This window comes from Megamonas hypermegale, assembly GCF_900187035.1.
Classification (GTDB): domain Bacteria; phylum Bacillota; class Negativicutes; order Selenomonadales; family Selenomonadaceae; genus Megamonas; species Megamonas hypermegale.
The window spans coordinates 2,042,530-2,057,826 of the sequence record NZ_LT906446.1 but is presented as its reverse complement, the minus strand read 5'-3'; the positions used below and the strand labels follow the sequence as shown (position 1 = coordinate 2,057,826).

General features: G+C 32.2%; 14 protein-coding genes and 1 pseudogene. 7 read left to right on the top strand and 8 right to left on the bottom strand.

Going from position 1 to position 15,297, the window contains the following annotated elements:
- Positions 1 to 25 precede the first annotated feature (25 nt).
- The 5 genes and pseudogenes from CKV65_RS09910 to CKV65_RS09890 form a co-directional block, all read right to left on the bottom strand.
- Complete coding sequence (locus CKV65_RS09910) at positions 26 to 538, bottom strand: helix-turn-helix domain-containing protein (RefSeq protein ID WP_095197710.1); 513 nt, start codon at positions 536 to 538, stop codon at positions 26 to 28.
- 68 nt (positions 539 to 606) lie between these two features.
- On the bottom strand, positions 607 to 1,491 hold the full coding sequence (locus CKV65_RS09905) for an HTH domain-containing protein (RefSeq protein WP_027890684.1): 885 nt from the start codon (positions 1,489 to 1,491) through the stop codon (positions 607 to 609).
- A gap of 220 nt (positions 1,492 to 1,711) precedes the next feature.
- Positions 1,712 to 2,251: pseudogene (locus CKV65_RS09900) on the bottom strand (asparaginase); the annotation flags it as partial.
- A gap of 111 nt (positions 2,252 to 2,362) precedes the next feature.
- Positions 2,363 to 3,472, bottom strand: a complete 1,110-nt coding sequence (gene tnpB / locus CKV65_RS09895; protein ID WP_095197726.1) for an IS200/IS605 family element RNA-guided endonuclease TnpB — start codon at positions 3,470 to 3,472, stop codon at positions 2,363 to 2,365.
- 560 nt (positions 3,473 to 4,032) lie between these two features.
- The gene (locus CKV65_RS09890; protein ID WP_197695380.1) at positions 4,033 to 4,554 is read right to left on the bottom strand and encodes an asparaginase; all 522 of its coding nucleotides are present in this window, start codon (positions 4,552 to 4,554) and stop codon (positions 4,033 to 4,035) included.
- 169 nt (positions 4,555 to 4,723) lie between these two features.
- On the opposite strand from CKV65_RS09890, the gene cbiB reads away from it, so the two are divergent.
- Together cbiB and cobO are read left to right on the top strand one after the other, a co-directional pair.
- Positions 4,724 to 5,704, top strand: coding sequence for an adenosylcobinamide-phosphate synthase CbiB (cbiB, locus tag CKV65_RS09885; RefSeq protein WP_036254918.1), 981 nt, complete (start codon positions 4,724 to 4,726; stop codon positions 5,702 to 5,704).
- Positions 5,705 to 5,718: 14 nt separating this feature from the next.
- A complete protein-coding gene (gene cobO / locus CKV65_RS09880) occupies positions 5,719 to 6,258 on the top strand; it encodes a cob(I)yrinic acid a,c-diamide adenosyltransferase (RefSeq protein WP_027890639.1) in 540 nt (179 codons plus the stop codon).
- A gap of 46 nt (positions 6,259 to 6,304) precedes the next feature.
- Here the strand turns inward: cobO and CKV65_RS09875 are convergent, their stop codons facing one another.
- A complete protein-coding gene (locus CKV65_RS09875; protein WP_036254917.1) occupies positions 6,305 to 7,156 on the bottom strand; it encodes a MurR/RpiR family transcriptional regulator in 852 nt (283 codons plus the stop codon).
- Positions 7,157 to 7,405: 249 nt separating this feature from the next.
- On the opposite strand from CKV65_RS09875, the gene CKV65_RS09870 reads away from it, so the two are divergent.
- The 3 genes from CKV65_RS09870 to gndA are packed head-to-tail and all read left to right on the top strand — an operon-like array spanning position 7,406 to position 11,739.
- On the top strand, positions 7,406 to 8,944 hold the full coding sequence (locus tag CKV65_RS09870; RefSeq protein WP_231922674.1) for a gluconokinase: 1,539 nt from the start codon (positions 7,406 to 7,408) through the stop codon (positions 8,942 to 8,944).
- 48 nt (positions 8,945 to 8,992) lie between these two features.
- Complete coding sequence (locus CKV65_RS09865; protein ID WP_027890636.1) at positions 8,993 to 10,312, top strand: gluconate:H+ symporter; 1,320 nt, start codon at positions 8,993 to 8,995, stop codon at positions 10,310 to 10,312.
- 17 nt (positions 10,313 to 10,329) lie between these two features.
- Complete coding sequence (gndA, locus tag CKV65_RS09860) at positions 10,330 to 11,739, top strand: NADP-dependent phosphogluconate dehydrogenase (RefSeq protein WP_027890635.1); 1,410 nt, start codon at positions 10,330 to 10,332, stop codon at positions 11,737 to 11,739.
- Between the two features lie 154 nt (positions 11,740 to 11,893).
- Here gndA and tnpA read toward each other — a convergent pair whose 3' ends face one another.
- The gene (gene tnpA / locus CKV65_RS09855; protein WP_087386512.1) at positions 11,894 to 12,358 is read right to left on the bottom strand and encodes an IS200/IS605 family transposase; all 465 of its coding nucleotides are present in this window, start codon (positions 12,356 to 12,358) and stop codon (positions 11,894 to 11,896) included.
- 205 nt (positions 12,359 to 12,563) lie between these two features.
- On the opposite strand from tnpA, the gene CKV65_RS09850 reads away from it, so the two are divergent.
- Together CKV65_RS09850 and CKV65_RS09845 are read left to right on the top strand one after the other, a co-directional pair.
- Complete coding sequence (locus tag CKV65_RS09850) at positions 12,564 to 13,358, top strand: HAD-IIB family hydrolase (protein ID WP_027889160.1); 795 nt, start codon at positions 12,564 to 12,566, stop codon at positions 13,356 to 13,358.
- A 205-nt stretch (positions 13,359 to 13,563) separates the two neighbouring features.
- Positions 13,564 to 14,649 (top strand): GntR family transcriptional regulator, encoded by a 1,086-nt coding sequence (locus CKV65_RS09845; protein WP_027889159.1) that lies wholly within the window; start codon positions 13,564 to 13,566, stop codon positions 14,647 to 14,649.
- A gap of 49 nt (positions 14,650 to 14,698) precedes the next feature.
- On the opposite strand, the gene CKV65_RS09840 is transcribed toward CKV65_RS09845, so the two are convergent.
- Positions 14,699 to 15,277, bottom strand: a complete 579-nt coding sequence (locus CKV65_RS09840; RefSeq protein ID WP_027889158.1) for a cytidylate kinase-like family protein — start codon at positions 15,275 to 15,277, stop codon at positions 14,699 to 14,701.
- Positions 15,278 to 15,297 lie beyond the last annotated feature (20 nt).

The window sequence follows — 15,297 nt, the reverse complement described above, 5'->3', positions numbered from 1 at the left end:
TTCCTTAATTTAGCAATTACTAAAACTAGTGTCTTCCTTCCTTTTCCCATTGCTTCATTAAGGCATGCCACTTTTTTAATAGGTCATTTTCCATCCTTAATTGATAATTTTCTTGTTCCAATTGTTCAACATAAGAAAGTTCTTTTTTAGGTTTGTTAACCTTATTTTTAAATTTAGATTTTTTCATAGATGGTCTACCTCGTTTCTTAGCAAGCAAACCAGAAAATCCATAAGAACTATACAACTTTTCCCATGTAGAAATTGTACCAGTATTAGGAATGGAAAATTTGGCTGCTGTTTGATTTAATGATAAATGATGTAGCCATTTATATTCAATAACTTTTTGCTTAAAGATAGGAGTATATTTACGATTTTTATGAAGAAGTTGTGAAATGCCACCATTTTCATAATGAAATATCCATCTGCAAAGAGAAGCTGTGTTTGGCATGTTTAGAATTTTAGCTACATGATAAATAGAATCTCCTTTTAAAACCATTTTAATTGCTTTAACTTTAAATTCATTTGAGTATTTAGTCATAAAAAAACTGCACCTCCAAAAGTTGTTTTTTTTGTCCAACTTTTGGGGTGCAGTTCATCCTTTTTTTATTAATAATTAACTTTTTTCTTACCTGCTACTAAGCGTTTAAGTGAATCGACCTGTCTTGTAAGACGATTAATTGCTTTTACAAGTGCTGTTATCGGACGTTCATTGATTTCAGTTTCTTGTTCTTTTGGCAATACAGTTGTAGAAATCACTTTAACTGGAGCTTTTTTTACTTCATGAGTTTCGGTTGATACAATTGGTTGTACATTTTTACGTGGACGACCACGACGTTTTTTAGGAACATTTTCTACCACTGGTGTTTCTACTGGATTTTTACGTGGACGGCCTCTACGTCTTTTTTCTGGTTTATCTTGCACTAGTGTTTTTATTTGTGCTTCTTCATTATTAGATTTGTCTTCAATTGTTTTTAAACTCTGTGCCATTGCTGCAATTTTATTGGTACGTTTTTTTCTTTTTTTAGTCGGTGTTACTTCTTTTTCAACTTCCACTGGATTTTTACGTGGACGACCTCTACGCTTTTTAGGTTCAGCTTCATTTGCTGATTTAGTTTCTGCTATTACACTTTCTTTTACATTTGTTTCTTCTATTATCGGATTTTTACGTGGACGACCTCTACGTCTTTTTTCTGGTTTATTTTCCATATCTACTGCTTCCTTTTTCTCCTCATTATCAATTTTCAATTGACCATCTGCATATAATTTTCTCCATCTAGCAGATGCTCTTTCTATTCGTTTATTACCTAAAATACTAGGGTCAAAACCTGCTGAAACAAATATCTCTGTTGGTCTTTTTCCTGCTAAATAATTTTTTACATAATACACCTTAAATGCTTCTGTATAAATTATTCTTGATGCTTCAACTGACTCTACATACGGATTTTTATTCAACAATTCTCTTTGTTCATCGGTAAAAACTTTTCCTGCCATGCTCAATCGCCCCTTTCATATATATGTTTTATTCCTTCATTTATAATAATATAGCTATTTAATAAATTCAATAATATTCAAAAGAAAAATCACCCTTACTAATACTATTAAGCTTAAAAATAGCACTATTTATCCTAGTACAATAAAAATAAGCTATTACTCCATTATCCAACTAAATAAATTCATGAAGTAATAGCTTAGATTTTTTTATTAAATAAATTTAGAAAACAGCTTCAATCGTACCAATAATATCACCGCGATGATTTTTAAGCACTGGTGGATACATTTCTAATAATTTAGCATGTTCTTCTTCTGTAATAAAATCAAAATACTTCAACATAGCAATAACCATAGGCGTTACTGCTGCATAACTTCCATCTTCAATTTTAAAAGTAATACCAGCTTTCTTTTCACGTGAAGCTAAGCAATATACAGCGTCTGCACCAATTTTAGCTAAAACACGACCTTTAGTGAGTTCTGTTACAGCTTTATCTATGCGCCCTGTACCTGAAACAAGCAATGGATTAGCACACATAGCATCGCGAATTTTTATAGCTGCTTCTGTATACTCACCCCAATTACCTTCTTCTGCATTCATCAAACGTGCATAAGCATAAGCCATTTTATCTATTGGTAAATAAAAGACAGGCACACCACAACCATCAATACCGATATCAAGTTCATCTTCACTGATACCAGCTGACATAGCAACTATTTTATGAATAATTTTTTGAGCTGGATGGTCTGGTTTAATATAATCCTGAACCTCCCACGACTAAAGTCACAGGGTTCTCGGTCAAGTATTCTAACGAATACAGTATCTCCGAGCTATCCCCATAGTTCCTACGGTTCTTGTATATGTTATTCAAGATTAAGCTATGTTTAATATTCTTAATCCTTCATTTCTAATATTTATAGCTGCATTTACATCTCTATCGTGATGTGTTTTACATTCAGGACAGTTCCACTTTCTAACATTTAAGTTTTTTACTTCAGTATTTTTATACCCACAAATATGACATAATTGGCTTGAAGGATAAAATTTATCTATTTTGACAATAACCCTGCCAAACCATTTGGCTTTATATGTTAGTTGTCTCATAAACTCTGACCAACTGACATCAGCTATATTTCTTGCTAATTTATGATTTTTCATCATGTTTTCAACTTGCAAATCTTCAAGACAGATTACATCGTAGTTTCTGATAAGTTGACATGTTACTTGATGTAGTAAATTGCGTCTTTGATTGGCAATTCTATCATGCAACTTTGCTACTTTTACTCTAGCCTTTTCCCAATTTGAACTTCCTTTTGTTTTTCGAGAAAGCTCTCTTTGAAGCTTAGCTAATCTAGTCAATGATTTCTGCAAGTATTTAGGATTACTATATTTTACTGCATCTGAGGTTATGACAAAATCCTTTATTCCTAAATCCAAACCGACATATTTATTCGTTTTTATGAATTCAAGTTGTGGCAGGTCTGTACAACATAGTGCAACGTAATATTTTCCACTAGGAGTCTGTGATACTGTCGCACTTAAAATCCTACCTTCTATTTGGCAATATTTATCTCTTATTTTTATCTTACCTATTTTAGGTAATTTTATTTTATTTCCTAAAAATACAATGTTGTTATTTGTCATATTTGTTTTGTACGATTTATACCGATTCTTTTTAGATTTGAATTTAGGAAAGCCTGCTTTTTGTTTATTAAAAAAGTTTTTATAAGCTGTATCTAAATTCTTTAAAGCATTTTGTAAAGAGGATTTATCTGGTTCTTTAAGCCACTTTTTTTCTTTTTTTAATTGAGTAAGCTCTTTTGAGCATTCATTATAACCTATATTTTTCTTATTTTGTTCATATGCTTTAATTCTTCTATCTAAAAAGTGATTATATACAAAACGTACACAGCCAAAAGTTTTTTGAAGTAAACTTTCTTGTGTTTTATTAGGGTATATCCTAAATTTATAAGCTTTTTCCATAATAAACACTTACGCTTTCTTCTAATTAATGAATAAATATATCCTTTACCACGTATTACTTCCATACTATCATTTAATATAATCATGACATATGTATAGCAATATAGCAAGTGTTTATATATTAACTGCCTATTTTAAATAACGTATACAAGAACTGTAGGTTCTGCTTTAGTCGTATTATGAGGTCTCGTTCATATAGAAACGCTACTTTCTATACAGTTCTCTTATGAACTTCCGTTACTTTCGTAACGGCACAGACTATATCTTATCCCTCAGCTTTACCTGTTAGAGTCTGTCCACTTCCTCAGTCAATAGCTTACTGAGTACTTCCCTCAAGAGGAATAGTCGTTGAACGTTCTCCTATTCGGAGCTTCGCTGCTGATTGTCCATTTTTCAACACTTAGGATTTAACCTTATGCTATATATCTGATTTTTTCTGCTTTCGCCACATTCACGTTTAACTTTATTTCATGTTTACGTTGTAGTTCAGATATCTTTAGGGCTTTCCAGCAATTCAAACAGTATTGGATAGATCTTAGTCTATCTCTACGTACATATTTCTATATACGCTGACTATTTTGTTCGCCTAACTCATGATTAAAATCACAAGTGTGCGGCTCACAATAATCAATTGGAATTTCAAGCAATTGACATAAAGCGATAATACCAGAATGTTTACCAGAGCAAGGGTTATGCAATGCTGATGGTTTTAAATTCTGTCTAACTAATTCTTTAAAAGCCTTACCACTCATAGGACGAGCAGCACCGCAATTTAAAATATCAGGTGTAAGCCCCAATTTATGCAATATAGAAGTAACTGTTTCTACATGAATAGATTCACCACTATGTGAAGAAGCAAGAATTGCTAATTCTGCTTGCGTTAAATTGTATTTTTCCACTCCACCCATTTTTACAAATTGTAATAATTGAAATGGTTTTGCAGCACTGCGCCAAAACATTGGTAAATGAGCATTGCCTAAGCTTCCTAAAATTTTTCCATCTGAAGATACGCAAACAGCATCACCACGATGAATATTTTCCACATGTTTGCCACGTGTATAATGCAATAATTCTACACTCATTATTTCACCTTCACTAATAATTATTTATATTTTTATCATACCATAGCAATTTATTTTTTTATAGTCTTTGTTGCTTTTACATTCAACAACTCTTATAATAAATATGCTAACAAACTTTTACTTTATAGCAAGTTAAAGTAAATAAAATATAATTAGTGAGTTGAATATAATGGAAATTGCTTTTATCGCTCTATTAGCGTTTATTATTGATTGCATAATCGGCGACCCCTATACAAAATTTCATCCTGTTGCCCTGATGGGAAAATTAATCGATTTTTTAGATAAATTATTGCGCAAAGATAATAGCGCTGAACCTACAAAACTCGTTTGTGGTTTTATTCTTGTTCTCATAATGCTCATCATCTCTTATGCCATACCGTACTATTTAATCATGGCCATGAACTTATTCAATATCCCAATTTGGTTAAATATTCTCATTCAAGCACTCATTTTAAGCTTTATGATTTCACCAAAATCATTAGCTAAAGCCGGCAGAGATATTTACGATAAACTCATACAAAATGATATATCTTCCGCACGTGAAAAAGTCAATTATATTGTAAGCCGCGATGCCAATCGCATGAACGAAGCTGATATCACACGCGCTACAGTAGAAACAGTAGCTGAAAATACTGTAGATGGTATAATTTCCCCATTATTTTTCTTTTTCATCGGTGGTTTACCGCTTGCCGTATTATACCGTGCTTCCAATACTATGGATGCCATGATTGGCTATAAAAATGACAAATATTTTTATTTTGGCAGAACAGCTGCACGCGTAGACGATGTTTTAAACTTCATTCCAGCGCGTATTACAGGAATTTTATTAATCATCGTTGCCTTTTTTAATCATCTTGATTATAAAAATGCTTTTAAAATGATGATGCGCGATGCTAAAAAACATCCAAGCCCTAATGGTGGTTATACAGAAGCTACCGTTGCTGGAGCGCTCGGCATTCGCCTCGGTGGTATCAATTACTATTTTGGACGTCAATCTTTTCGCGCATATATGGGTGATAATCTCAATGATTTAAAAGCAAAACATATCGCTCAAACCATAAAATTAATGTATAGCGTATCAGTTTTATTTCTCATCTTATGTTGCCTCATTTCTATCATTAATTTTAAATTCATCGGATTACACATTTAAGGAGGGATTTTACTATGCCAAATAATGATTATGTACACGGACTCACTATCGTTCATACAGGTAACGGAAAAGGAAAAACAACGGCGGCTCTCGGTCTTGCCATACGCGCTTGGGGCGAAGGATTAAAAATATTGATATTACAATTTATAAAAGGTGGCTGGAAATACGGCGAACTAAAAGCACTTAATAAATTTTCTCCCGAAATAACAGTTAAACAATGCGGCGAAGGTTTTACTCGTCGCGGTAATACCGATATTGAAAAACATAAACAAGCCGCACAAAATGCCTTAAATGAAGCTAAAGATGAAATGTTAAGTGGTAAATGGGATATGATTATATTAGATGAAATCAATTACGCTATTGATTTTGATTTAATCTCTCTTCAACAAGTTTTAGATTTAATTGAACATAAACCCGAAACGCTTCACCTCGTTTTAACAGGCAGAAATGCAAAACCTGAAATAATTGATAAAGCTGATTTAGTAACAGAAATGACTGAAATAAAACATCCATTTAAACAAGGAATTAAAGCGCAAAAAGGTGTAGAATTTTAAAAAAAGGTACTGGTTTTTAATAAGTAAAATCAGTACCTTTTTTGTATTACATTCGTCTTTTTGCAATTGCTGAACGCATTTTTTTTATATTAGTAAAACCTTTATCTACATTTTTTTGATAAACACCCATATATAATACATCAACAATAGCCATATGAATTAAACGTGATGCTACTGCCTCTGATTTATAAGCTACTTCTCGCCCCATACCATGTAAAACAATATCAGCTAATTTGCATAATGGTGAATGCATATAACTCGTTATTGCTATAACTGGGATATTATTTTTATGTGCTAATTCTATTGATTGTAATAAATCTATATTGGAACCTGTATGTGATACAGCAATTATTACATCTTTATCTGTTAATACAGATGAAGCCGTTAACTGCATATGTAAATCACAATATGCTTTTATCGGTATGCCAAAACGCATAAAACGTGTTTCTATATCTTTACAAACAGTATATGAATTACCAAAACCATAAACACAAATTTGCCTAGCAGTTGAAATTAAGTCAACTGCTTTTTTTATTTCATTAAAATCTAAAAGTTTTAAAGTATCTTGTAAACCATCAGCTATAGATAAAAATAATTTTTCTGCTATAGTTCTATAAGAATCATTTGTATTTATTTCTTGTGATATAAGTTCATCCCTACTAAAAACTTCACTAGCTAATGCTATTTTCAAACTTTGTAAACCATTAAAACCTAATTTTTTACAAAAACGTGAGATTGTGACTTCTGAACTATTTGTATTTGTTGCTAAATCAGAAATTGTTTGACCTATAACCGTTTTTTCATTTGCTAAAATATAATCTATAATTCTTTTTTCTGATTTAGTCATATTATTATAGCTACTACGCATTAATGTCACAATTGATACATTATTTTCCATATTCATTACCTCATTTATTTTATTTCCTATTATTATTTTAACAGATATTTTTACTTTTTATTACTTCTAAAATGCAATAACTTTATCATTTTTTTTAAAAATAATGATAAAGTTATTGCAAAATTATTTATTATTTGATATACTCTTATCATAAAATAAAGTTGCAACTTACATAAAATAAAAACTTTTCATTTAATTTGTTTTTTTCAATATAGAAAGGAAAGATATCTCATGTTAAATTTTGGCAATATGCATAATAGTGTTTGGATTGGAGTAGATATTGGTACTACTGGTGTAAGAGCAATTGCTTATCAAAAAAATGGTGTTAATCTTTGCGACAGTAACGAATTTTATCCACTTGAAACCCCATATCCCGATTGGGCTGAACAAAATCCAGAAATTATTTATAAAGCTACTGAAAAAGTTATTCGTGATACAGCTAATACTTTGATATATAAAGGAATACCCGTTTCTGGTATAGCTATTAGCACTGTAATGCATAGTTTCGCACCTGCCAATGAAAAACGAGAACTTTTAAGTAACATGATAACTTGGGCAGATAGTCGTAGTGTAGAAATTGTTAATGAATTAAAGAAAGATATTAAACTAACTAGAAATTTCTATGAAAAAACTTGTTGTCCAGTTCATGCTTGCTATCCATTTTTAAAAATCCTTTGGCTAAAAAAAACTTTCCCAGATGTTTTTTCTAAAATGAAATACATTTATTCTTTAAAAGATTATGTATTTGAAAAATTAACTAATAAATGGGTAATTGATAAATCTTCTGCCTCTGCTAGTGGTTTATATAATGCTCATAAAATGGATTGGGATGAAGATATTCTTTCTTTCGCAGATATAAGAAAAGAACAACTTCCACCTGTTGTTTCTACAACATATTCACAAAAACTCACACCGGATGCAGCTCAACGACTTAATTTACCAAAAGGACTACCTGTTGTAATAGGTGCAACTGATGGCGTTCTTGTAAATGTAGGTATTGGAGCGGTTAAACCAGGACAATTAAGTGCAACAATAGGAACAAGTGGTGCTATTCGTATGCTTACAAAAAATCCAAAAGTTGATAAAAAAAATCGTACATGGTGCTACAACTTAACTGATGACATGTGGGTAGCTGGTGGAGCTATAAACAATGGTGGCATTATTATGCGTTGGATGCGTGATAAAATTTGTCATTATAATAGCCGTCGATTAGATGATATTGATATTGACCCATACGATCTCATGACATTAAAAGCTTCAAAAATTCCAGCTGGCGCAGAAGGATTATTACTTTTACCATTTTTTACTGGTGAACGTGCTCCATACTGGAACTCAGAATTACGTGGTATGTTCTTTGGTCTTTCCTTAAACCATAGCCGCTCACATATGATTAGAGCTGCTATGGAAGGTATTTGTTTTAGTTTAAACTGTGTTTTAACAGCTCTTAAAGACTTCGGAAAAATAGAAGATATTCGCGTAAGTGGAAGTTTTACTAAATCAACTTTATGGCTTCAAATTATATCTGATATTTTCGGTGAAAATATTACTTTACCACAAAATAGTGAAGGTGCTGCATTTGGAGCAGCTGTTCTCGGTTTTATTGCAAGTGGAGAAATGAATAGTATTTCTGATACTGCCAATTTAATTCAATCTAAAAAAATTTATTATCCACAAAAAGAAAATTTTTTAACATACAAAGAATTATTTGATATTTATAACAACCTTTATCAAAAACTACAACCTGAATTTACTCGTATAACAACTTACCAAAATCAGATGTATAAATAATAAATTAATTGATATCTATCAATTCAAAATAGAAAGGAAGTTTTTATTATGCCTCTTGCCTTATTAGCTATTGGTATTGTCATATTGTTCATTTTAATTGTAAAATGTAAATTAAATAGTTTCTTATCCTTAATCTTTGTATCTATTTTTATGGCTTTTGTTTTAGGATTACCTGTTGACGACATTATTCCATCTATTACTAAAGGTTTAGGTGGTACACTAGGTGGTCTTGCTATCGTTGTTAGCTTTGGAGCTATGTTAGGCAAATTAATGGCAGATAGTGGGGGAGCACAACGTATTGCTACTACATTAATTTCTACATTTGGCGTAAAAAATGTACGTTGGGCTGTATGCTTAACTGGTTTTGTCGTTGGTCTTGCACTTTTTTATGAAATAGGTTTTGTTCTTTTAATTCCTCTCGTATTTACTATTGCTGCTGAAGCGAAAGTAAACTTATTAGAAGTTGGTATTCCTATGGCAGCCTCCCTTTCTTCTGCTCATGCATTTTTACCTCCACATCCGGGACCTACCGCTATTGCTGTCATTTTTAATGCTGATTTAGGTACCACTCTTATTTATGGCTTTTTAATTGCTGTTCCAACAGTAATAATTGCTGGTCCATTATATTTTAATTTCGTAAAAAATTTACAACCAGAAATTCCCAAAGGTTTATATAATCCTAAAATTTTTAAAGATAATGAAATGCCCTCTTTTGGTATCAGTGTATTTACTGCTCTTGTTCCTGTTATTTTAATGGCTGCTTCTGCTATCGTTAAAATGATATTAAATGATAGTTATACCATTTATCATATTCTTGTATTTTTAGGTAATCCAGATATTGCACTTACCATATCTGTTATTATTGCTATCTTTACATTTGGACTAAATCGTGGTAAATCTATGAAAGAAGTAATGGAAAGCGTTGATGGAGCTGTCAAAACTATAGCCATGATTTTACTTGTTGTTGCTGGTGGAGGAGTATTAAAACAAATCTTAATTGACAGTGGTCTCGGTACCTATATCGGCACACTTATTCAAGACGCAGCTTTATCTCCATTATTTATGGGTTGGCTTATTGCTGCTGTTATTCGTATTGCTGTAGGTTCAGCTACAGTTGCAGCACTCACTGCCGGTGGCATTATAGCTCCACTTATTCCACTTACTGGTGTAAGTCCTGAACTTATGGTTTTAGCTGTTGGTGCTGGTAGCGTAATTTTAAGTCCACCTAGCGACCCTGGCTTTTGGTTATTTAAAGAATTTTTTGGATTAAGTATCAAAGGCACCATGCGTACTTGGTGTGCCCTTGAAACAATCATTGCTGTTGCCGGTTTAATAGGTGTTATAATACTTAATATCATTTTATTTTAAATTTGGAGGTATTTTTTATGAATGCAAATATAGCCGTTATTGGTATGGGTGTTATGGGTAGTTGTCTTGCCCTTAACATGGCAAATCATAACTTCAAAGTTTCTGTATACAACTATACGCCCGATTTAACAGATAAATTTATTAAAAATCATCCGCACAAAAATATCACAGCTTATTATGATATTCAATCACTTATAAATTCAGTTGCACGTCCTCGTAAATTTTTCATCATGGTAACAGCCGGCAAAGCCGTTGATTCAGTAATCGACAGCTTACTTCCACATCTTGACCCAGATGATATCATCATGGACGGTGGCAATTCATTTTATAAAGATACACAACGCCGCTATGATTATGTGACAAGCAAAGGATTTAAATATTTTGGTATCGGCGTTTCTGGTGGTGAAGAAGGCGCGTTAAATGGACCAGCTTTAATGCCAGGAGGTAACGCTGAAAGCTATAAAGAAATTCAACCTGTAATGGAAGCAATCGCAGCCAAAGCTGATGATGGTAAACCATGTTGTACTTATATCGGTGAAGATGGCGCTGGTCATTATGTAAAAATGGTTCATAACGGCATTGAATACGCTGATATGCAACTAATCGCTGAAGCTTACCTTTTATTAAAAAACGTAGGCAATTTATCTAACGAACAAATTTCCCAAATCTTTCATGAATGGAACCAAGGCGAATTAAGTAGCTTCTTAATCAGCATAACAGCTGATATCTTAAAAGAAACTGACGATATGGCTGAAGGTTATCTCGTCGACAAAATTCTCGACAGTGCTGGACAAAAAGGAACTGGTCGCTGGACTAGCATCGCCGCATTAGAACAAGGTGTTAATACATCCATTATGACGAGTGCTTGTAATGCTCGTAACATCAGTTCTTTTTACGCAAAACGCCAGCAATTCGCAGATAGTGATTTAAAACAAACATTGCCTGTTGAAATTGATGAAAACTTTGTAGAAGATGTACGTCGCTCATTGTACACTGCTAAAATAGCAGCTTACACACAAGGATTTGAATTATATAAAAGTGCCTCTGAAATTCATAACTGGCATTTAGATTTAGGTTCAGTAGCTTCTATCTTTAGAGCTGGTTGTATCATCAAAGCTAAATTCTTAAATAATATTACAAATGCTTATCAAAAAAATCCTAACCTAGAAAATTTACTTGAAGATGATTTCTTCTTCCATAAAGTGCAAGAAAACCAACAAAGCCTTAGGAAAACCATTGCTAAAGCAGTTAGCTTTGGTGTACCAATACCAGCATTTTCTAATGCAATGGCTTATATTGATGGTCTTTGTACAAAAACAGTCGGAGCAAATCTCATACAAGCCCAAAGAGATTATTTCGGTGCTCATACGTATAAACGCATTGACCGTGAAGGAACATTTCATCATCAATGGCAAAAACATTATTGATATGATAAAATCAAAACCACCAGTTAAACTGGTGGTTTGCTCAACCCTATAAGGGTTTTTCTCTTGTGGTTGCATCTTAAAAGATGCGCTGAATAATCTGACAACCACATTTTTTTCACTGGCAAAGCCCCTCTTTGGGGCTTTTATTTTTGCCTTATTGTCCCTTGCTACCTGTAAACGGGTCTATATATTCTTTTAAACTTATTTGATCTATCATTATGTCTTCTTCTAATTGGTTTTTTATATATTCTTTTATCGCATTTTCATATTTTCCTACTGTATCTACATAATATCCTCTGCACCAAAAATGTCTATTTCCATACTTATATTTTAAATTTGCATGTCTATCAAATATCATCAAACTACTCTTACTTTTCAAATACCCCATAAATCCTGCTACACTCAAATGCGGTGGTATTGCCACTAACATATGGATATGATTTGGGCAACATTCTGCTTCTATTATTTCTACTTTTTTTCTTTCGCATAACTGTCTTAATATCTTTCCTATATCTACTCTTATTTTTTTATAAATAACTTGTCTACGGTATTTTGGTGCAAAAACAATATGATATTTACATCTCCACTTACTATGTGATAAACTTTTTATATCATTCATTGACACGAACCTCCTATACTTTATATGGTTGCCAGACCACTTATATTGTAGTACGGAGGTTCTTTCCTTTTCTTTAAGAATTCTTAACAACCCCCAGTTAAACTGTGGGTTTTATCATACCTATTCGGCGACAATAAAAAGCAGACTTTTGTCTGCTTTTTTTTGTATAATGAAAATAGTCCATTCCTGAAAGGAGTCTTTTATTTTGAAAATTGCAGTCAGTGATTTTGATGGAACACTATTTTTTCATCAAAATGATACTATTCCGCAAATAAATATTGAAGCTGTAAAAAAATGGCGTAAAGCTGGTAATATTTTTTGTTTTTGCAGTGGTCGCGATGTACGCTCTTTAATGTTTGAAGTCAATAAATCCGATTTAGAATACGATTTTATCATCTGCAATAACGGTGGAACTCTATTTGATAAAAATTTAAATATAAAAAAATCATTTCTTTTAGATAAAAAAATGCTAACTAAGCTCGTTTATTCAGATATAGCAACAAACAGTTGGCACATAATGTATTCTTCTGTAGATATGATGCGAACTACTATACACAGTGATAAATCCCAATTACTCAAATATTTTCAACTACCAAAATACAAAAATCAAAATATCATTAAAATCATCACCATTGAAGAAGCTTTAAAAGAAATAAATCCTGTACAAATAAGTCTTGCTTATGAAAATGAACAAATAGCTGAAATGTATGCTAAACGCATTGAAAGTGAATTTAACAATGCTTTCTCAGCTAATTTGAATTTAAATTGTATTGATGTATGCCAAAAAAATATCACTAAAGCAAATGGTATTAAAGAATTATTAAAACTTCACCCAGATTGGCAAGTTGAAAAAATTTTAACTATTGGTGATGCTCAAAATGATGTACCTATGATTAAAGAATTCAATGGTTTTAGCTTAAATTCAGCTAAAGAACAAGCAAAACAATGCGCTAGCAAATTATATGACAGTGTAGGTGAAATGCTTTTAGACAATCTTTAATCCCTGTATTATTACAAAAATTTCATGCCATGGAGGAATATTTCAAACTTTAATATTCCTCTATTTTATTATTATAAAAACCGTATAAGTTAATTGAAAATTATTTTCTTTATACACCATAATACTTGTATTATATATTCATTATTTGCTAAACTAATATAAGTTGTTTACTAATTTAAAAATTTAAAAGAAAGGAGAATATACTATGGCTTCTATAGATGCACCAAAATATATAGATTTAATGAACTGGATTAGAGAACAGATTTTAAGTGGAGAATTTACTGTAGGTATGCGCTTACCTTCTGAAAATGAATTAGGTAAAAAATTCTCTATAAGTCGTCAAACTGTTCGCCAAGCAACAAGTGTACTCGAAAGTGAAGGCTTACTTGAACGCCGTCGCGGCAGTGGTACATATGTATCAGCTTCAAAAAATCTAATTAAGAAGAACTCCTCTCGTAATATTGGCGTAATCTTAACATATTTAGATGATTATATCTTCCCAAGCATTGTAAAAGGAATAGAAAAAGTATTGACTAAAAACGGCTATTTTATGCAATTAGCTTTTACTTATAATAGAGTAGAAAAAGAAGCATATATTTTAGATAGCATGTTGAAAAATAATATTGATGGATTGATTATCGAACCATCTAAAAGCGGTATACCGTTCATCAACACTGATTTTTATCAAAAAATAAAAGCTTTAAGTATTCCTTGTATCTTTGTTCATGCAGATACCAATCCATTAATGGGCATTCCTAGCATACGAATGGATGACTATAAATTAGGTGAAGCTGCTGCTGAATATCTAATAAAACATGGTCATAAAAATATCGCTGGTATTTTTAAATCCGATGACATGCAGGGTCAACTGCGTTACTCTGGTGTAATAAATGCGCTGAAACACCACCATTTGCTGGCTTCCGAACGAAATATGTACTGGTACACAACAGAAGATATTAAACCTATAATAAGAGGCGACTTAGATAAAGAAATTTTTGACCGTATAGGCGATGCTACTGCTCTAGTTTGCTATAATGATGAAATGGCTAAAACTATCATCGACATTTTCTCTAAGGTAGGTAAAAAAATTCCTGATGATATTTCTATCATCAGTTTTGATGATTTAGCATTAGAATCTACGATAGGGCTAACCACTTTCGCTCATCCAAAACAAGAATTGGGAAAAATCGTGGCTGTTCAGCTTTTAAAACTTTTGGATAATCCAAATTTCAATGCTAGCATAAAATTCCCACCAAAATTAGTAGAACGCGATTCTGTTAAGACAATTTAAGACAAATAGAAAAAACCCGCAGTAGTAGCAGTACCGCGGGTTTTTTTATTTAATTGGAATGACTCATAACATAATCTTTTATGATTTTTACAGCACCTTCGATGCCTGTCTTGCCTGTGTTAATTACTAAATCGTAATCTTTGGCATCACCCCAATTAAGGCTAGTATAATAATTATAATAAGAAGCACGTTTCTTATCTTCTTTTTTAAGTTCATCTAAAGACTTGTGATAAACAAGTTTACCACGTGTTTTTCTAAATTCATCATCAGCTACAATGAAGAATGAAAATGCTTTGTGGTCATCTAAGATATAGTTAGCACAACGGCCAACGAAAATACCAGAACCTTCTTGTTCAGCTAAAGCTCTAATAGCCTTTGCCTGTGGACGGAACATGAACATGTCATCATTTTTAATGACATTATCAAAAATATGTTCATATGGGGATTCTTCACCATAAAGATTAGCATATGTCAAATTAAGTTCTTCTAATTTACAGCCTTTTTCTAAGTGTTCAGCAATGAGTGCAACAAGTTTTCTATCGTATAATGGAAGTTGTAATTCTTTAGCTAAAAGTTCAGCAACTTCACGTCCGCCAGCACCATACTGACGACCAATTGTAATTAACATAATATTTTCCTCCTTGAACT